Source organism: Pseudomonas sp. SJZ131 (assembly GCF_007828705.1).
GTDB lineage: Bacteria > Pseudomonadota > Gammaproteobacteria > Pseudomonadales > Pseudomonadaceae > Aquipseudomonas > Aquipseudomonas prosekii.
The window spans coordinates 1-18,698 of record NZ_VIVC01000008.1 but is presented as its reverse complement, the minus strand read 5'-3'; the positions used below and the strand labels follow the sequence as shown (position 1 = coordinate 18,698).

General features: G+C 60.6%; 14 protein-coding genes and 1 pseudogene. 14 read left to right on the top strand and 1 reads right to left on the bottom strand.

Annotated features, from left to right (window positions below; genetic code table 11):
- Positions 1 to 46: 46 nt before the first annotated feature.
- From gap to FBY12_RS27000, 9 genes and pseudogenes are all read left to right on the top strand, one after another.
- Positions 47 to 1,048 carry a type I glyceraldehyde-3-phosphate dehydrogenase gene (gene gap, locus FBY12_RS27035; RefSeq protein ID WP_092278863.1) on the top strand — a complete coding sequence of 334 codons (1,002 nt, stop codon included), beginning with the start codon at positions 47 to 49 and terminating at the stop codon, positions 1,046 to 1,048.
- A gap of 200 nt (positions 1,049 to 1,248) precedes the next feature.
- Positions 1,249 to 1,767 (top strand): RNA polymerase sigma factor, encoded by a 519-nt coding sequence (locus tag FBY12_RS27030; protein WP_121731242.1) that lies wholly within the window; start codon positions 1,249 to 1,251, stop codon positions 1,765 to 1,767.
- 80 nt (positions 1,768 to 1,847) lie between these two features.
- The gene (locus FBY12_RS27025) at positions 1,848 to 2,813 is read left to right on the top strand and encodes a FecR domain-containing protein (RefSeq protein WP_145257452.1); all 966 of its coding nucleotides are present in this window, start codon (positions 1,848 to 1,850) and stop codon (positions 2,811 to 2,813) included.
- Between the two features lie 121 nt (positions 2,814 to 2,934).
- Complete coding sequence (locus tag FBY12_RS27020; RefSeq protein ID WP_145257448.1) at positions 2,935 to 5,499, top strand: TonB-dependent receptor; 2,565 nt, start codon at positions 2,935 to 2,937, stop codon at positions 5,497 to 5,499.
- A gap of 223 nt (positions 5,500 to 5,722) precedes the next feature.
- Positions 5,723 to 6,325: a biliverdin-producing heme oxygenase gene (locus FBY12_RS27015; RefSeq protein ID WP_145257445.1), complete on the top strand. Its 603-nt coding sequence runs from the start codon at positions 5,723 to 5,725 to the stop codon at positions 6,323 to 6,325.
- A 123-nt stretch (positions 6,326 to 6,448) separates the two neighbouring features.
- The gene (locus FBY12_RS27010) at positions 6,449 to 6,850 is read left to right on the top strand and encodes a YbaN family protein (protein WP_101208018.1); all 402 of its coding nucleotides are present in this window, start codon (positions 6,449 to 6,451) and stop codon (positions 6,848 to 6,850) included.
- A 254-nt stretch (positions 6,851 to 7,104) separates the two neighbouring features.
- Positions 7,105 to 8,337 (top strand): annotated as a pseudogene (locus tag FBY12_RS28265) (chemotaxis protein); the annotation flags it as partial.
- Positions 8,338 to 8,487: 150 nt separating this feature from the next.
- Positions 8,488 to 9,243 carry a methyl-accepting chemotaxis protein gene (locus FBY12_RS28260; protein ID WP_371927584.1) on the top strand — a complete coding sequence of 252 codons (756 nt, stop codon included), beginning with the start codon at positions 8,488 to 8,490 and terminating at the stop codon, positions 9,241 to 9,243.
- A gap of 206 nt (positions 9,244 to 9,449) precedes the next feature.
- Complete coding sequence (locus FBY12_RS27000) at positions 9,450 to 10,781, top strand: CoA transferase (protein WP_145257439.1); 1,332 nt, start codon at positions 9,450 to 9,452, stop codon at positions 10,779 to 10,781.
- A 126-nt stretch (positions 10,782 to 10,907) separates the two neighbouring features.
- On the opposite strand, the gene arcD (FBY12_RS26995) is transcribed toward FBY12_RS27000, so the two are convergent.
- Complete coding sequence (arcD, locus tag FBY12_RS26995) at positions 10,908 to 12,335, bottom strand: arginine-ornithine antiporter (RefSeq protein WP_121731247.1); 1,428 nt, start codon at positions 12,333 to 12,335, stop codon at positions 10,908 to 10,910.
- Positions 12,336 to 12,786: 451 nt separating this feature from the next.
- Here arcD (FBY12_RS26995) and arcD (FBY12_RS26990) point away from each other — a divergent pair, with 451 nt between their 5' ends.
- From arcD (FBY12_RS26990) to FBY12_RS26970, 5 genes are all read left to right on the top strand, one after another.
- A complete protein-coding gene (gene arcD, locus FBY12_RS26990; protein ID WP_145257436.1) occupies positions 12,787 to 14,214 on the top strand; it encodes an arginine-ornithine antiporter in 1,428 nt (475 codons plus the stop codon).
- A gap of 25 nt (positions 14,215 to 14,239) precedes the next feature.
- Positions 14,240 to 15,496 carry an arginine deiminase gene (gene arcA, locus FBY12_RS26985; protein ID WP_145257434.1) on the top strand — a complete coding sequence of 419 codons (1,257 nt, stop codon included), beginning with the start codon at positions 14,240 to 14,242 and terminating at the stop codon, positions 15,494 to 15,496.
- A 69-nt stretch (positions 15,497 to 15,565) separates the two neighbouring features.
- Positions 15,566 to 16,576 carry an ornithine carbamoyltransferase gene (locus FBY12_RS26980; RefSeq protein ID WP_145257431.1) on the top strand — a complete coding sequence of 337 codons (1,011 nt, stop codon included), beginning with the start codon at positions 15,566 to 15,568 and terminating at the stop codon, positions 16,574 to 16,576.
- A 141-nt stretch (positions 16,577 to 16,717) separates the two neighbouring features.
- Positions 16,718 to 17,647 (top strand): carbamate kinase, encoded by a 930-nt coding sequence (arcC, locus tag FBY12_RS26975; protein ID WP_092278839.1) that lies wholly within the window; start codon positions 16,718 to 16,720, stop codon positions 17,645 to 17,647.
- A 12-nt stretch (positions 17,648 to 17,659) separates the two neighbouring features.
- Positions 17,660 to 18,022, top strand: coding sequence for a DUF5064 family protein (locus FBY12_RS26970; protein ID WP_145257429.1), 363 nt, complete (start codon positions 17,660 to 17,662; stop codon positions 18,020 to 18,022).
- Positions 18,023 to 18,698: the final 676 nt, after the last annotated feature.

The following is an 18,698-nucleotide window of genomic DNA, read 5'->3' as shown; positions in this document are numbered from 1 at the left end:
GAATAATCTTGTAATTCCAACAACAAATCGACGGCGACCCAGTTAAATGACTCTTCGAATCGCAATCAATGGTTTTGGCCGTATCGGCCGCAACGTCCTTCGCGCACTGTATACCCAAGGCTACCGCCAGGATTTGCAGATTGTTGCGATCAACGACTTGGGCGACAGCTCGATCAACGCTCATCTGCTCAAGTACGACACCGTTCACGGCACTTTCGACGCCGAAGTGCAGCACGATAATGAAAGCCTGACCGTCAACGGCGACCGCATTTCGGTCAGCGCCATTCGTAACCCGGCCGAACTGCCATGGGCGGCCGAGAAGATTGATGTGGTGTTCGAATGCACCGGTCTGTTCACCGACCGCGCCAAAGCCGCTGCGCATATTACGGCCGGCGCGCGCAAAGTGATTATCTCGGCCCCGGCCAAGGGCGCCGACGCCACCGTGGTGTATGGCGTCAACCACGACATTCTGCGCCAGTCGCACCAGATCATTTCCAACGCGTCGTGCACCACCAACTGCCTCGCGCCGGTGGCGCAGGTGCTGCACCGCGAGTTGGGGATCGAAAGCGGCCTGATGACCACGATCCACGCCTACACCAACGACCAGAACCTCACCGACGTCTACCACACCGACCCCTACCGCGCGCGCTCGGCCACGCAGAACATGATCCCGAGCAAGACCGGCGCCGCCGAAGCGGTAGGCCTGGTGCTGCCGGAACTGGCGGGCAAACTGACCGGCATGGCGGTGCGCGTGCCGGTGATCAACGTTTCGCTGGTGGATTTGACGGTGCAATTGAAGCGCGAAGCGTCGGCCGATGAGGTCAACGCGCTGTTGAAAGAAGCCGCACAGCATTCGAAAATCCTCGGCTACAACACCCTGCCGCTGGTTTCGAGCGATTTCAATCACAATCCGCTGTCGTCGATTTTCGATGCCAACCACACCAAATCCAGCGGCAAATTGCTCAAGGTATTGGCCTGGTACGACAACGAGTGGGGCTTCTCCAACCGCATGCTGGATAACTGCCTGGCGCTGTGTAACGCCGAGTAACCAACACCGCTTTGTAGGAGCAAGGCTTGCCCGCGAAAGCGGTGTGTCAGCGACATTAAGGTTGACTGACACACTGCTTTCGCGGGCAAGCCTTGCTCCTACAGGTTTGCGGCGTGTTACATAACCGTCACAAATCAACACTTGACCATCGAGCTAGATGATAAGCATTATCATTCGCTTGAAATGGATCAGGTCCTCCCGTGAGTCAATCGCGCTTCAATCACGTCTTCATCGCCCAGCGCGTTTCGCTGCTGCGCACGCTGGAGCGGATGGTCAACAATCACAGCACCGCCGAAGACCTGCTGCAGGAAACCTACCTGCGCGTGACCCGGGCGTTGAGTGAACGGGCCATCGATCACCTCGAACCCTTCGTCTTCCAGACCGCCCGCAACCTGGCGCTGGACCATTTGCGTGCGCGGCGCATTCAGTCGCGGACCTTGCTTGATGACGTGCCGCTGGACGTCGTCGAAAGCATCGCCGCCCCGGTCAGCAGCGCCGAAGACGCCGCGCATGCCGAACAATTGCTGGAGCGTTTGAACGTGAGCCTCAGTGAACTCAGCCACCGTCAGCAGCAGATTTTCATCCTCAGCCGCCTGCACGGGCACAGTTATCTGGAGATTTCCGAGCAGCTCGGCGTGTCGTTGAGCACCGTGCAAAAGGAACTGAAGCTGATCATGGCGATCTGCATTGGCGTCGCCGAGCGCTTGAATGGCGACTGAGCCCATAAGGCTTTGCTACCCTGCTGACCTCAAGCTTCACTTAAGAAACAGCCGTGCACAGACACTGCCGAGGAAACACCGTGACGGACACCCACCGCTCCCAACTGCCTGAACCGGCGCGGGACCCTGCAGACGCGATGGACCAGGCGCTGGACTGGTTGATTGTGATGGGCAGTCCGAGCGAGGAACAATCTCGCCAGTTCCATCAATGGCTGGCCGCCGACCCGCTGCACGCCGAAGCGTTCGCCAAGGCACAAGCGATCTGGGACGGCCCGCAAGTGGTGCAATGTGCGCAAAACCTCGCCGCCCAACCGGCCAAAGTCAGCGTGCTGGCGCGCCTGCGCCCGCACTGGAAACCGCTGGCCACTGCTGCGGTGTTGATCCTCGGATTGTTCAGTTTCAGCAACTTGCCCATGCGCCTGCAGGCCGATCACCTGACCGTGGTCGGCGAGCGCCAGCGCCTGCAATTGGAGGACGGCTCGAAAGTCTTGCTCAACACCAATTCGGCGTTCTCCAGCACCATCAACGATCAGCAGCGCGTCGCGCGTCTGTATCAGGGCGAAGCGTTTTTCGAAGTGCCAGCCAACCGTGACCAAGCGCTGGAAATCGATGCCGGGCCGGTCAAGGCCAGCGTGCGTGACACCGATTTTGCCGTGCGTTACCTCGACGGCGTGGCGCAGGTGCGGGTGCAACGCGGCGATGTCGATTTGCGCGCGACCCGCGACGATGCACGGGTGCGACTGAGCGCCGGCGAAAGCATCCGCATCGGTCCCAATGGTTTCGACCGTCCGGCCAAACTCGATGCGGCGACTGACCTGGCGTGGGTCGACGGGCGACTGGTGTTCGAGAATTGCCCATTGAGCCAAGTGCTGGCGGAACTGCGCCGCTACTATCCGGGCTGGATCATCAACAACAATGAGCAGCTCGCCGACGTCGCCGTCACCGGCAATTACCGTCTCGACCAGCCGCTGGACGTGGTCCGTTCCCTCGCTCACATCACCTCGGCGCGCCTGCAGGAATTCCCGGCGCTGGTGATCTTGAACTAAATGAGAATTATTTTTACTCGATAGCCGTTGCTCGTTCGTCTCGTTATAGCCAATGCAATTGATTCGCATCTATCGATGCCAATCTGCACCTATAAGATTCGTGCGACACGGAGCGCTATCGATGTCCTTTCGCCATACCCGCCAATCCTCTTCACCCTCGCGCGTGCTGTCGCTGCTGACCGCCGCCATCCTGATGGCCGGCGCTGCGCCACTGATGGCGGCGACTGCCGCCGAGCAGCCGAGCCGCAATATCGGCGATTACTCGTTCGCCATTCCACAGCAATCGCTGGTGTCGGCGCTGAATGCCTTCACCGGCGTCACCGGTTGGCAAGTCGGCCTGCCCGCCGAACTGGCTGAAGGCGTTGCCTCGCCGGGCGTGCGCGGTTCGTTGCCAGCGGACAAAGCCCTCGAGCGCTTGTTGGTGGGGACCAACTTGAGCTATCGCAAACTCGGCACCAACAACATCGTGCTGGAAAAACGCAGCAGCAGCGGCGCGCTCAATCTGCAACAAGTGACGATCAGCGCCACGCGTCAGGAACAAAGCATCGACAGCGTGCCCGCCACCGTCAGCGTGCAAACGCGCGAAGAACTCGACCGCAACAACGTCAACAGCATCAAGGATCTGGTGCGCTATGAGCCGGGTGTCTCGGTCGGTGGCGCCGGCCAGCGCGCCGGCCTGACGGGGTACAACATTCGTGGCATCGACGGCGACCGCGTGCTGACGCAAGTCGACGGCGTGCAAGTGCCGGACAGCTTCTTCAACGGCCCCTACGCGCAAACCAACCGCAATTACGTCGACCCGGAAATCGTCAAACGCGTGGAAATTCTCCGTGGCCCGGCCTCGGTGCTGTACGGCAGCAATGCCATCGGCGGCGCCGTCAGCTACTACACGCTGGACCCGGACGACATCATCAAACCCGGCAAAGACGTTGGCGCGCGCCTGAAAACCGGCTACAGCTCGGCCGATGAGAGCTGGCTGAAATCCGCCACGGTTGCCGGGCGCACTGGCGACTTCGATGGTTTGCTGCACTTGAGCCAGCGCGATGGCCACGAAACCGATTCCTTCGGCGAACACGGCGGCAGCGGCCTCAACCGCACCGAGGCCAATCCGCAGGACGTGCGCACCACCAACGTGCTGGCCAAACTCGGCTGGAACTACGCCGACGACGCGCGCCTGGGCCTGACCTACGAAAAGTACAAGGATGACCGCGACACCAATCAACTGAGCGCGGTTGGCGGGCCGTTCAACGCCGGACGCGGTTTCGGTTTCTACAAGTCGCGCACCGGTAACGACACGGTCAGCCGCGAACGTTTCGGCATCGAGCACAGCTTCGGACTCGACAGCGCGCTGGCCGATAACATCAAGTGGTCGCTGAACTATCAGATCGCCAAGACTGACCAGAGCACCGAAGAAATCTACGCGCCATCGCGCACGGTTTTGCGTGAACGCGACACCACCTACAAGGATCGCCAATGGGTGTTCGACGCCCAGGCCGACAAGTCCTTCGCGATTGCCAGCACCGATCACACGGTGACTTATGGCACCACCATCAAACAGGACAAAGTCACCGGCCTGCGCACCGGCAGCGGCACCTGCCTGACCGTGGCCGCCGCGTGTCGGGTGATTGGTGCGCCGAGCGCCGCCGACAGCCCGGCCCCGGCCAGCGATTTCCCGGACCCGACGATCAACAGCTACAGCCTGTTCGCGCAGGATCAGATCAGTTGGGGCAACTGGACCTTCCTGCCCGGCGCGCGCTACGACTACACGCAGCTCAAGCCGCACATCACCGATGAGTTCCTGGCGACGGCCGACCAAAGCGGCAACGGCGTGGTCAGCGACAAAACCAAAACCTGGCATCGTCTGTCGCCGAAGTTCGGCACCACTTACAGCTTCAACGACCACTACACCTGGTACGGCCAATACGCCGAAGGGTTCCGCACGCCGACCGCGAAAGCCTTGTACGGTCGCTTCGAAAACCTTTCCGGCGGCTATCAAGTGGCGCCGAATCCGGACCTTGAGCCGGAGAAGAGCAAGAGCTACGAAACCGGCCTGCGCGGTCAGTTCGACGCTGGCACCTTCGACGTGGCGGTGTTCTACAACAAATACCGCGACTTCATCGACGAGAACGCGATCACGCCCGGCTACTCGGAAACCACATTCCAGACCAACAACATCAAGCACGCGACCATCAAGGGCGTCGAACTCAAGGGCCGTCTGAACCTCGACACCCTCGGCGCGCCAACCGGCCTCTACAGCCAGGGCTCGCTGGCCTATTTGTATGGCCGCAACGACGACAGCGGCGAACCGCTGAACAGCGTCAACCCGCTGACCGGCGTGTTCGGCCTCGGTTATGACCAGGACAACTACGGCGCGCTGCTGAGCTGGACTTTGGTCAAACGCAAGGACCGCGTCGACAGCAGCAGTTTCAAGACCCCGGACGGCACCAGCACGCAGTTCAAGACCCCCGGTTATGGCGTGCTCGACCTGGCCGGTTTCTACAAAGTCACCGACGACGTAACGCTCAACGCCGGCCTGTACAACCTGACCAACAAGAAATACTGGCAGTGGGATGACGTGCGCGGTTACGACAGCGTCGGCGAAGCTTCGGTCACGCAACCGGCCAATCTGGATCGCCTGACCCAGCCGGGCCGCAACTTCGCGATCAATCTGGTCTGGGATATCTGAGGCTGAGCGTCCGAGCCTGAATATTTGAGCCTGAATATTTGAGCTTGAGCATCTGAGCTTGAGCATTTGAACCAGAAAGTCTCGCTGCGAAACATTTGTTAATGCGTCGCAGTGAGGTTTTTTTACGCTCGGACGTCTTCTGATTCGTCTCGTTAACCAGTGGTTGTTTATTCCGCACGCGGCGCTTTTCTCGCAAGCGGCATTTTTTCTCAAGGATTACTCAATGACCTCTCAGGACACTGCTCAACGCCCGGCCCTGCGTTCGCAACGTTTGAACCAGATCACCAACGAGCCGCACACCAAACTGGATGCGCTGGTCAAGGCGCACGCGCCGTTTGAAACCCAGGCCAATTTCGCCCGTTTTGTGATTGCACAGTATCTGTTCCAGTCGGAACTGGTGGCGCTGTACAACGACGCCGAGCTGACCGCGATCGTCCCGGACTTGCCAGCGCGTTGCCGCGCCGAAGCAGCCAAAGCTGACCTCGCCGACCTGGAAACCGAAGTGCCGGCGCCAGTCGCGGGCGCAGTGAAAAACCCAGGCAAAGCGGCGGCGCTGGGCTGGCTGTTTGTTTCCGAAGGCTCGAAGCTCGGTGCCGCGTTTTTGATCAAGCGCGCGGTGGGTCTGGGGTTGAGCGAAACCTTTGGCGCGCGTCACCTCGGTGAGCCGGCAGGTGGTCGCGCGGAAGGCTGGAAAAACTTCGTCAAAACCCTCGATTCGCTGGAGTTCAGCGCCCAGGAAGAAGCCGAAATCGAGCAGGCGGCGGTCGATGCCTTCAACCGCTTCACCGTGCTGCTGGAACAGGCCTACACCCCGGAACTCGCCTGATTACACACACCCCTGCAGGAGCAAGGCTTGCCCGCGATGACGGACTGACATCTAACATTGTGTCGACTGAATGATCGCTATCGCGGGCAAGCCTTGCTCCTACAGGGTATAAATGTCGACCTTATGACCCGCAAACACCTCGCTTCTTCCAGACTCGCGCGCATCCTTTTTGGCCTGCTGGCCTACGTCAGCCTCGGTATCGGCCTGATTGCGATTGTCGTGCCGGGCCTGCCGACCACCGAGTTCATCCTGCTCGCTGCCTGGGCCGCGACCAAGAGTTCGCCGCGCCTGAGTGCCTGGCTGGAAAACCATCGGTTGTTCGGGCCGATCCTGTGCAACTGGCGCAACGGCAAGATCATCGCGCGCCGGGCCAAAGTCAGCGCCACCGTCAGCATGTTGCTGTGCGCGGGGTTGATGCTGGTGATGCTCGATCACGGCTGGCCGATTTACCTGGCGATTGCCGGGATGAGTCTGGGCAATCTGTGGATCTGGTCGCGGCCAGAGTCAGTGGCGCAAGCTTCCTGAAACACCGCATCGCGAGCAGGCTCGCTCCTACAAGGGATCTGCGCTGCGACGAATTGTAGGAGTGAGCCTGCTCGCGATGGCGGCAGTCGATTCGCCACAAATCCCCCCGCAAACCTTTGCGCTGACCACTCATCGGCTTTTACTCATGCAACTGCGCCCCACGCCGATGGTTGGGGAATGGCGCTGAATGGACTTGGCGAGCCGGATCGTTTCCGACTCCTGGCCAACACCTCATCCATTCGCGAGTTCGCCCTATGTTCGACTCTCTGTCCATCCGCCTGAAAATCGTTCTGTTGTCCGGTCTGTGCCTGCTAGGCGTGGTCGCGCTGATCGTCGGCATGAACATTTACCAGACCGACCGCAACGACGAACTCGTCAGCGCCTCCAGCAGCAAAATGCTCACCACCAGCGTGCAAAACCTGCTGCAGGCCAAAGCCGCCGAGCAAGCCGTGCGCGTGCAGCAAACCTTCGGGGAAAACCTGCTGGTGGTGACGGCGCTGGCCGATCAAGTCAAGGACCTGCGCAACCTCGCCGCCAAGCGTTCACTTGAGCCCGGCGCGCTGCGCGAAGAGTTGAACCAGAGCCTGAAAACCGCGTTCGAGCGCAACAGCAAAGTGCTCGGCATCTGGCTGGCGTTCGAGCCCAATGGCCTTGATGGCAGGGACAGCGAATTCGCCAACGACGCCGCCCGCCAGTCCAACGAAGCCGGGCGCTTCGCCAGTTACTGGAGCCGTGCCGGTGGCGCCGGGCTGAACACGATCATGGTCGAAGAAGACATGACCAAAACCACCCTCAGCCTTAGCGGCACGCCGTACAACAGTTGGTACACCTGCCCTCGCGACAACAAACGCACCTGCTTGCTCGACCCTTACGCCGACACCGTCGGCGGCAAGGAAATGTTGATGACGACAATTTCCGTGCCGCTGCTGGTGGACGGCAAAGCCATCGGCGTAGTCGGCGTCGACATCGCGCTCGATGCGTTGCAAGCGGCGGCGGTGGATTCGCAGCGTGAGTTGTTCAACAACGCCGGGCACATGCTGATCGTTTCCGGCAGCGGCGTGCTCGCCGGTTACAGCGTCGACGCGAGCAAGGTCGGCAAAAACATCGGCGAGACCTTGGGCGCCGATGGCAAGGAAGTCCTGCAACTGCTCGGCAGCGGTTCGCCGAAGATCATCGAACAAGGTGAGATGATCCGCGCCGTGTACCCGGTCAGCCCGATCAGCGATTCGAAAGCCTGGGGCGTGGTCATCGACCTGCCGAAACAGGTGTTGCTCGCCGACTCGGTGAAGCTGCAAGCGGTGCTCGATGATGCGCAGGAAACCGGCACCCTTCAGTCGCTGCTGGTCGCGGCGGCGGCGGGCCTGGTCGGCTTGCTGCTTATCTGGCTGACCGCGTCGGGCGTGACCCGGCCGATCAACAGCGTGGCGCAAATGCTCAAGGCGATTGCCAGCGGCGACGGCGACCTGACCCAGCGTTTGCACTACAGCAAAAAGGACGAACTCGGCGAACTGGTGAGCTGGTTCAACCGCTTTCTCGACAAGCTGCAACCGACCATCGCGCAGATCAAACAGAGCATTACCGACGCGCGCGGCACCGCCGACCAGTCTTCGGAAATCGCCCGGCAGACCAGCGAAGGCATGCAAGTGCAGTTCCGCGAAATCGATCAGGTCGCCACCGCGTCCAACGAAATGAGCGCCACCGCGCACGACGTCGCCAACAGCGCTTCGAACGCGGCGAACGCGGCCAAGGGCGCCGACCAATCGGCCCGCGACGGCATGCAGATCATCGAGCGCAGCACCCACAACATCAATCAACTCGCCGACGAAGTCAGCAAAGCAGTGACCGAAGTCGAGGCGCTGGCGGTCAACAGCGAGCAGATCGGCTCGGTGCTGGAAGTGATCCGCAGCATCGCCGAGCAGACCAATCTGCTGGCCCTGAACGCGGCGATTGAAGCGGCGCGGGCCGGTGAAAGTGGGCGTGGTTTTGCGGTGGTCGCCGATGAGGTGCGCAACCTCGCCAAGCGCACGCAGGATTCGGTGGAAGAAATTCGCGTGGTCATCGAGCGCATTCAGACCGGCACCCGTGGCGTGGTCGCGACCATGCATTCGAGCCAGACCCAGGCGCACAGCAACGCCGGGCAAATCCAGCAAGCGGTGCAGGCGCTGGGCAAGATCAGCGACGCAGTGACAGTGATCAGCGACATGAACCTGCAAATCGCCAGCGCCGCCGAACAGCAAAGCGCGGTGGCCGAAGAGGTCAACCGCAACGTTTCGGCGATCCGTACCGTCACCGAAACCCTGACCGGCCAAGCCACCGAATCGGCGCAAATCAGCAGCCAACTCAACGCACTGGCCACCCACCAGATGAAACTGATGGACCAGTTCCGCGTTTAACCATCCAGCAACAATCCCCGTGGGGACGGGCTCCTGTGGCGAGGGGGCTTGCCCCCGTTCCGGCGGCGAGACCGTGGTAAATCCGGGAGCGCTTCGCACTCCAACGGGGGCAAGCCCCCTCGCCACAAAGCCTCGCGCTTACGGGGATTTCATCCGGCGGCAGTTTCTTTTGTTCTATGATCGCCCCTCGTTCCGGAGGGCCTTCGATGACTGATTTACTCACGTCCATTCAAGCCGCACTCGGCTTGCCGCACACGCCGATCCCTTTCACTTCGAGCGGCGCCCTGCCCTCGGCGTTTGCCGTGACCGACCTCGCATGCGCGAGCATTGCCGCCGCTGGCCAGGCCCTCGGCGAATTACTGCAGCAACACACCGCACGCACACCCGCGCTGGAAGTCGACCGGCGCCTCGCCTCGTTCTGGTTTGCCACTTCGATCCGCCCGGTCGGCTGGAGCGTGCCGCCCTTGTGGGACCCGATTGCCGGTGATTACGCGACCAAGGACGGCTGGATTCGCCTGCACACCAACGCGCCGCATCACCGCGCGGCGGCGGAACGTGTGCTCGGCGCCTGCAGCGACCGCGCCGCGATGGCGATTGCCGTGGCGAAATGGGCCAGCACCGATCTCGAACATGCCGTGGTCGAGGCCGCGGGTTGCGCCGCCGAAATGCGCACTTGGGCGCAATGGCAGGCGCACCCACAAGGCATCGCGGTAAACGCCGAGCCGTTGATTCAGTTCAGCGAAAACCCGCGCTATCGGGCCAAAGCGTGGCAAGGCTCGGTCGCTCGGCCGCTGGCCGGGCTCAAAGTGTTGGATTTGACCCGAGTGCTCGCCGGCCCCGTCGCCAGTCGCTTTCTCGCCGGACTCGGCGCCGACGTGCTGCGCATCGACCCGCAGAGCTGGAACGAGCCGGGCGTGGTCCCGGAAGTCACCCTCGGCAAACGCTGCGCGCGTCTGGATCTGCACGACACGGCTGATCGCGCGGTGTTTGCGAGCCTGCTCCAGGACGCCGATATCTTGCTCCACGGCTACCGCGCCGATGCTTTGGAACGTTTGGGTTTTGGCGCCGCTGAACGCCAGCGACTGGCGCCGGGCCTGATCGATGTGTGCCTGAACGCCTACGGCTGGAGCGGCCCGTGGCAGAACCGGCGGGGTTTCGACAGCCTGGTGCAGATGAGCAGTGGCATTGCGGCGGCGGGTCAGCAATGGAAGAACGCCGATAAACCGACGCCGCTGCCGGTGCAGGCGCTGGACCATGCCACCGGCTACTTAATGGCGGCCGCAGTGCTCAAATTACTGGGGCAAGGAGGTTCGGCGCGGTTGTCGCTGGCGCGTACGGCGAAGTTGCTGATCGAGCACGGCGCCGGGACGGCTGAGCCATTGCGCGCCGAGGATGATCGCGATCAGGGTTTGCTGGTTGAACAGACGCCGTGGGGGCCGGCGCATCGCTTGCAGGTGCCGCTGAAAATCACCGGCACACCGCTGCAATGGGCGATTCCGGCGACAGAACTCGGCTCACACCGCGCGCAATGGTGGTAACGGCGAAATCGCTTTCGCGCGCAGGCTCGCTCCCACGGTGGAGCGAGTTTTCCCTGAAGGAATGCGCTTACCTGTGGCAGCGAGCTTGCTCGCGAAGAGGCCGGACGAGCCGCTGAAAATACCGCATCACAACGACAGCATCCCGCTGTACAACCCATAAGCCGCCAGCCCCGCGCCGCTGATCACGCAGGTGAAAATGCCCTTCTCGATGTGGGTAAACAACGGCTGGCCCTGTTCGCGTTTTGCCTTGGCAAACAGGATCACCCCCGGCGCGTACAGCAGCGCCGACAGCAGCAGATATTTCATCCCGCCGGCATACAACAACCACACCGCATACATCACCGCGATGGCGCTGATCAGCAAATCCTTGCCGCGCTGACCCGAGGCATTCGCGTAGGTTTCGCCACGCCCGCTCAACAGCAGCGCATACGCCGCCGACCACAAGTACGGCGCGAGAATCATCGACGACGCGAGGTAAATCAGACTGGTGTAAGTCCCTGCCGAAAACAGCGTGATCAACAGAAAAATCTGGATCATCACGTTGGTCATCCACAACGCATTGACCGGCACCCGATTGGCGTTTTCCTTTTTCAGGAACGCCGGCATGGTGTTGTCCCTGGCCGTGGCGAAGAGGATTTCCGCGCAGAGCAGCGCCCACGACAGCAACGCGCCGAGCAGCGATACCGCCAGGCCAACGCTGATCAGCAACGCGCCCCACGGGCCGACGATATGTTCCAGCACCGCCGCTAGCGACGGGTTCTGCAACGTCGCCAATTGCGGCTGGCTCATGATCCCCAGCGACAACACATTCACCAGCACCAGCAGCGCCAGCACCCCGACAAACCCAATCACCGTTGCCCGGCCAACGTCCGAACGTTTTTCCGCACGCGCCGAGTAGACACTGGCGCCTTCGATGCCGATAAACACGAACACCGTGACCAGCATCATGTTGCGCACCTGATCCATCACCCCGCCGAAATTCGGGTTGCTGCGCCCCCAGATGTCACGGGTAAAAATGTCAGCCTTGAACGCTACGGCGGCAATCACGATGAACATCACCAGCGGCACAATCTTGGCGATGGTGGTCAGCTGATTGATCAACGCCGCTTCCTTGATCCCGCGCAGCACCAGAAAATGCACGGCCCACAGCAGCACCGAGGCGCAGCCGATGGCGACCGGCGTATTGCCTTGACCGAACACCGGAAAGAAATACCCGAGCGTGCTGAACAGCAGGACGAAATAACCGACATTGCCCAGCCACGCGCTGATCCAGTAACCCCACGCCGAAGAGAATCCCATGTAGTCGCCGAACCCAGCCTTGGCGTAGGCGTAGACTCCGGAATCCAGTTCAGGTTTGCGATTGGCCAGGGTCTGGAACACGAACGCCAGGGTCAGCATGCCGACGGCGGTGATCGCCCAACCGATCAGAATCGCCCCGGCATCGGCCCGCGCCGCCATGTTCTGCGGCAGGGAAAAAATCCCGCCGCCAATCATCGACCCCACCACCAGGGCGATCAACGCACTCAGGCGCAGCTTTTGCGTCGGTTGCGACATTCCTGACTTTTTCCTTTCTTCACTAATACTGCGTGAGGGCGTGGCCCCCAGCACAAATGAATGACATTAGTTAGATAAATAGTGACTTTGAGCCCTTATTTATTAATCGAAACTGACGTCTTTTATTTATAACCGATCCATCTAGCGCTACCGGCCGTAGCGCAGTTATGGGGATTAATTCTGATAAATCAATCCGCGCCGATAATACCCGACAAAACTTGCCAAACTGGTAATACCAACTAGTTTAAAAGCTCGACGCGCAGAGCGTCAGTCGTGGCTGACGGGCCGAAGGCTCTGGAATGCGGATTTCCAGCGATACCGTTATGAACGCCATAAGTTCACAAGTCTCTAATTAACCACGCAATGTGCTGATGCACTGATCCATGTCAGCTGATCGAACATTAAACAGATCTACTCTGTTGTCCTCGCTTCTCCTGCATTGGAGTCATTAATGTCTGATACCCCCGGAAAACTTCGACTTGGCGCACTGGTCGCGCTGGTTGTTGGCTCAATGATTGGCGGCGGGATCTTCTCTTTGCCGCAAAACATGGCCGCCAGTGCCGACGTCGGCGCGGTGCTGATCGGTTGGGCGATTACCGCAGTCGGCATGTTGACCCTGGCCTTCGTGTTCCAGACCCTGGCCAACCGCAAACCGACGCTGGATGGCGGCGTCTACGCTTACGCCAAGGCCGGTTTCGGCGATTACATGGGTTTCTCCTCCGCGTGGGGTTACTGGATCAGCGCGTGGCTGGGCAACGTCGGTTACTTCGTGTTGCTGTTCAGCACCCTCGGTTACTTCTTTCCAGTGTTCGGCGAGGGCAACACCGTCGCGGCAGTGATCGGCGCGTCGCTGCTGCTATGGGCGGTGCACTTTCTGGTGCTGCGCGGGATCAAGGAAGCGGCGTTCATCAACCTCGTGACCACGGTCGCGAAAGTGGTGCCGCTGCTGCTGTTCGTATTGATCGCGGTGTTCGCGTTCAAACTGGATATCTTCACCGCGGACATCTGGGGCACGCAAAACACCAGCCTCGGCAGCGTGATGAACCAGGTGCGCAACATGATGCTGGTCACCGTGTGGGTGTTCATCGGCATCGAAGGCGCGAGCATTTTCTCGGCCCGCGCCGAGAAACGCAGCGACGTTGGCAAAGCCACGGTCATCGGTTTCATCACCGTGCTGTTGTTCCTGATGCTGGTCAACGTGCTGTCGCTGGGGATCATGACCCAACCGGAACTGGCCAAATTGCAGAACCCGTCGATGGCCGCAGTGCTCGAACACGTGGTCGGTCACTGGGGCGCGGTGCTGATCAGCGTCGGCCTGATCATCTCGCTGCTCGGCGCATTGCTGTCGTGGGTGTTGCTGTGTGCAGAGATCATGTTCGCCGCCGCCAAGGACCACACCATGCCGGCATTCCTGCGCAAGGAAAACGCCAACCACGTGCCGGTCAACGCCTTGTGGCTGACCAACGCGATGGTCCAGGTGTTCCTGATCATCACGCTGTTTTCCGCCAGCACTTACCTGTCGCTGATCTACCTCGCGACCTCGATGATTCTGGTCCCGTACCTGTGGTCGGCGGCCTATGCGCTGCTGCTGGCGGTGCGCGGCGAGACTTACGAAAACGCCCTCGCCGAGCGCCGCAAGGATTTGATTATCGGCGCCATTGCGGTGGTCTATGCGGTATGGCTGCTGTACGCCGGCGGGATCAAATACCTGCTGTTGTCCGCCCTGCTCTACGCCCCCGGCGCGATCCTGTTCGCCAAGGCAAAAATGGAAGTGGGCAAACCGGTTTTCACCAATGTCGAGAAGCTGATTTTCGCCGCCGTCGTGGTTGGCGCCCTTGTGGCGGCCTACGGGCTGTATGACGGCTTCCTGACTCTGTAACCGTTTAAATCTGGAGGATCACTGAATGACCACGGAAAAAATCAAGTACGGCGTCCATTCCGAAGCCGGCAAACTGCGCAAAGTCATGGTGTGCTCCCCAGGCCTGGCGCACCAGCGGCTGACCCCAAACAACTGCGACGAGCTGCTGTTCGACGACGTGTTGTGGGTTGCCCAGGCTAAACGTGACCATTTCGATTTCGTCACGAAAATGCGCGAACGCAATGTCGATGTACTGGAAATGCACAACCTGCTGACCGACATCGTCGCGATCCCGGAAGCACTGGACTGGATTCTGCAACGCAAGATCACCGCCAACTCGGTGGGCCTGGGCCTGGTCAACGAAGTCAGCTCATGGCTGCGCAGTCTGGAGCCGCGCAAGATTGCCGAGTTCCTCATCGGCGGCGTGTCAGCGGATGACCTGCCGGACAGCTTCGGCGGCAAGACCATCGAGATGTTCCGCGACTTCCTCGGCCACTCGAGCTTCATTCTGCCGCCGCTGCCCAACACCCAATTCACCCGCGACACCACGTGCTGGATCTTCGGCGGCGTCACGCTGAACCCGATGTACTGGCCGGCGCGCCGCCAGGAAACCCTGCTGGCCAGCGCCATCTACAAATTCCACCCGGAATTCACCAACGCCGAGTTCCAGGTCTGGTACGGCGACCCGGATCAGGAACACGGCAATGCCACGCTTGAGGGCGGCGACGTCATGCCGATCGGCAACGGCGTGGTGTTGATCGGCATGGGCGAACGTTCGTCGCGCCAGGCCATCGGCCAATTGGCGCTGAACCTGTTCAAGCACAACGCTGTGGAACGGGTGATCGTCGCCGGTCTGCCGAAGTCCCGCGCGGCGATGCACCTGGACACCGTGTTCAGCTTCTGCGACCGCGACCTGGTGACGATTTTCCCCGAAGTGGTGAGCCAGATCGTTGCGTTCACCTTGCGTCCTGACGACAGCAAACCGGGCGGCATCGACATCCGCCGCGAGGAAAGCAACTTTCTCGACACCGTCGCCGCCGCGCTCAATCTCAAGGCGCTGCGCGTGGTCGAAACCGGTGGCAACAGCTTCGCCGCCGAGCGCGAGCAGTGGGATGACGGCAACAACGTGGTGGCGCTGGAACCGGGCGTGGTCATCGGTTATGACCGCAACACCTACACCAACACCTTGCTGCGCAAGGCTGGCGTCGAAGTCATCACCATCAGCGCCGGCGAACTCGGTCGCGGTCGTGGCGGCGGCCATTGCATGACCTGCCCGATCATTCGTGACCCGATCGACTATTAATTACTGTGCCCTGCTGCGCGTCCATGAGGCGCGGAGCCGGCGGATAACCGAAACCCAAGGAGATCCAAAATGGCTTTTAACATGCGCAACCGCAGCCTGCTGAGCTTGATGCACCACACCACTCGCGAGCTCAATTACCTGATCGACCTGTCCCGCGACCTCAAGCGCGCCAAGTACACCGGCACCGAGCGTCCGCACCTGCAAGGCAAGAACATCGCGCTGATCTTCGAAAAAACTTCGACCCGCACCCGTTGCGCGTTCGAAGTCGCGGCCCACGACCAGGGCGCACACGTCACCTACATCGACCCGGTGTCGTCGCAGATCGGCCACAAGGAAAGCATGAAGGACACCGCCCGCGTCCTCGGCCGGATGTTCGATGCCATCGAGTACCGTGGCTTCGCACAGGAAATCGTCGAAGAGCTGGCGAAGTTTGCCGGGGTCCCGGTGTTCAACGGCCTGACCGCTGAATTCCACCCGACGCAAATGATCGCCGACGTGCTGACCATGCGCGAACACAGCGACAAACCGCTGCATGACATCAGCTACGCCTACCTGGGCGATGCGCGCTACAACATGGGCAATTCGTTGCTGATGATCGGCGCCAAACTCGGCATGGACGTGCGCATCGGCGCGCCGAAAGCGCTGTGGCCGCATCAGGACTTCATCGACCAGTGCAAAGCCTTCGCCGAAGAAAGCGGCGCGCGCATCACCATCACCGAAGATCCGAAGGAAGCGGTCAAAGGCGTCGATTTCATTCACACCGATATCTGGGTGTCGATGGGCGAGCCGGTGGAAGCGTGGGACGAGCGCATCGAGCAATTGCTGCCGTACCAGGTCAACACGCAAATGATGAAAGCTTCGGGCAACCCGCGCGTGAAGTTCATGCATTGCCTGCCGGCGTTCCATAACAGCGAAACCAAGGTCGGCAAAGACATCGCCGCGCGTTATCCGCATTTGGCCAATGGCGTCGAAGTGACCGAAGAAGTCTTCGAATCGCCCGCCAACATCGCCTTCGAGCAAGCGGAAAACCGCATGCACACGATCAAGGCGATTCTGGTCTCGGCGTTGGCGGATATCTAAAAGGCTGAACACATTTTGTGAGCTGCCACTGAACCTGTAGGAGCGAGGCTTGCCCGCGAAGCTTTTCAGCGGTCTTGATGGCCTCTTCGCGGGCAAGCCCCGCTCCTACAGGGGATCACCGAATTCTGAAAGGACTGCATTATGCGTATCGTCGTCGCCCTGGGCGGTAACGCCCTGCTCCGTCGTGGTGAACCCATGACGGCGGACAATCAACGCGCGAACATTCGCGTGGCCACCGAACAGATCGCCAAAATCTACCCCGGCAACCAACTGGTCATCGCTCACGGCAATGGTCCGCAAGTCGGCCTGTTGTCGTTGCAAGCGGCGGCCTACACCTCGGTTTCGCCGTACCCGCTGGACGTGCTTGGCGCCGAAACCGAAGGCATGATCGGGTACATCATCGAGCAGGAACTGGGCAATCTGCTGGACTTCGAAGTGCCGTTCGCCACGCTGCTGACGCAAGTCGAAGTCGATGCCAACGACCCGGCGTTCCACAACCCGAGCAAACCGATCGGCCCGGTCTACGCCAAGGCTGAAGCGGAGAAACTCGCCGCTGAAAAAGGCTGGGCGATTGCCCCGGACGGTGACAAATATCGCCGTGTGGTGGCCAGTCCACGGCCAAAACGCATCTTCGAAATCCGCCCGATCAAGTGGCTGCTGGACAAGGGCAGTATCGTCATCTGCGCCGGCGGTGGCGGCATTCCGACGATGTACGGCGCCGACGGCAAACTCGAAGGCGTGGAAGCGGTGATCGACAAGGATCTGTGCTCGGCGCTGCTGGCCGAACAGCTGGAAAGCGATCTGCTGGTGATCGCCACCGACGTCAGCGCGGCGTTTATCGATTTCGGCAAACCAACGCAAAAAGCCATCGCCCAAGCGCACCCCGACGCCATGGAAGAACTGGGTTTCGCCGCCGGTTCCATGGGGCCGAAGGTCCAGGCGGCGTGCGAGTTCGCGCGCAATACTGGCAAAGTCGCGGTCATCGGTTCACTCTCCGACATCGAAGCAATCGTCCAGGGCAAGGCCGGCACGCGCATCAGCACGGCGACACCTGGCATTACCTATTTATAAGGAGAGACGCCAATGGCCACGTTCGAACCCGGTCACCTGCACTTCGAGCGCCACGCGCTGAATGACGAAGACGTCAGCTACAACCTGTGCCTTGATTACGAGGTGTCGGAAGATCCGCAGGAAGGCAAAGGCATGCAGTTCACCTTGCATGGCAGCGCTCAGGGCAAAGACGTTAACGAGTCGTTCTTTTTGCCCAAGGATCAGGCCTACAACTTCGCCAGCAACGTGACGAAAATCGTCGAAAAATACGGCATTCCGAAAACCCACAGCAGCATCGGTTCGGTGCACAAGCATTACGACGCGATGTTTGAAGATGTGCGGGTGCAACTCGACATGAAATCGGGTGATCCGGTGAAGCCTGAGCATCTGGAGTGAATCCAGAGGCCACCCCTCACCCTAACCCTCTCCCCAGGGGGAGAGGGGACTGACCGAGTTGTACTTTTGAGCGACATCGACCTGAAACTCCGAGTCTGACTCGGGCCTTGAAAGCAACAGATATCGGCCCCCTTTCCCCCTCTCCCCTTTGGGGAGAGGGCTGGGGTGAGGGGTGGTTTTCAACTCCACCTCCAAAGGGATGAGGGGACTGCCCGAGTTGCATGTTCGAGCTGCATCGACCTAAAAGCCCGAGTCGAATTCAGGCCTTGAAAGCAACACAGGTCGGCCCCCTTTCCCCCTCTCCCCTTTGGGGAGAGGGCTGGGGTGAGGGGTGGTTTTCAACTCCACCTCCAAAGGGATGAGGGGACTGACCGAGTTGCATATTCGAGCGACATCGACCTGAAAGCCCGAATCGAACTCAGGCCTTGAAAGCAACAGAGATCGGCCCCCTTTCCCCCTCTCCCCTTTAGGGAGAGGGCTGGGGTGAGGGGTGGTTTTCAACTCCACCTCCAAAGGGATGAGGGGACTGACCGAGTTGCATGTTCGAGCGACATCGACCTGAAAGTCCGAGTCGAACTCAAGCCTTGAAAGCAACACAGGTCGGCCCCCTTTCCCCCTCTCCCCTTTGGGGAGAGGGCTGGGGTGAGGGGTGGTTTTCAACTCCACCTCCAAAGGG

Coding starts and splice junctions, on each gene's coding strand:
- arcA (WP_145257434.1), top strand. CDS start 14,240: ATGACCACGGAAAAAATCAAGTACGGCGTCCATTCCGAAGCCGGCAAA.
- FBY12_RS27010 (WP_101208018.1), top strand. CDS start 6,449: ATGACCCGCAAACACCTCGCTTCTTCCAGACTCGCGCGCATCCTTTTT.
- arcD (WP_145257436.1), top strand. CDS start 12,787: ATGTCTGATACCCCCGGAAAACTTCGACTTGGCGCACTGGTCGCGCTG.
- FBY12_RS27015 (WP_145257445.1), top strand. CDS start 5,723: ATGACCTCTCAGGACACTGCTCAACGCCCGGCCCTGCGTTCGCAACGT.
- FBY12_RS28260 (WP_371927584.1), top strand. CDS start 8,488: ATGCAAGTGCAGTTCCGCGAAATCGATCAGGTCGCCACCGCGTCCAAC.
- FBY12_RS27020 (WP_145257448.1), top strand. CDS start 2,935: ATGTCCTTTCGCCATACCCGCCAATCCTCTTCACCCTCGCGCGTGCTG.
- gap (WP_092278863.1), top strand. CDS start 47: ATGACTCTTCGAATCGCAATCAATGGTTTTGGCCGTATCGGCCGCAAC.
- FBY12_RS26980 (WP_145257431.1), top strand. CDS start 15,566: ATGGCTTTTAACATGCGCAACCGCAGCCTGCTGAGCTTGATGCACCAC.
- FBY12_RS26970 (WP_145257429.1), top strand. CDS start 17,660: ATGGCCACGTTCGAACCCGGTCACCTGCACTTCGAGCGCCACGCGCTG.
- arcD (WP_121731247.1), bottom strand. CDS start 12,335: ATGTCGCAACCGACGCAAAAGCTGCGCCTGAGTGCGTTGATCGCCCTG.
- FBY12_RS27000 (WP_145257439.1), top strand. CDS start 9,450: ATGACTGATTTACTCACGTCCATTCAAGCCGCACTCGGCTTGCCGCAC.
- arcC (WP_092278839.1), top strand. CDS start 16,718: ATGCGTATCGTCGTCGCCCTGGGCGGTAACGCCCTGCTCCGTCGTGGT.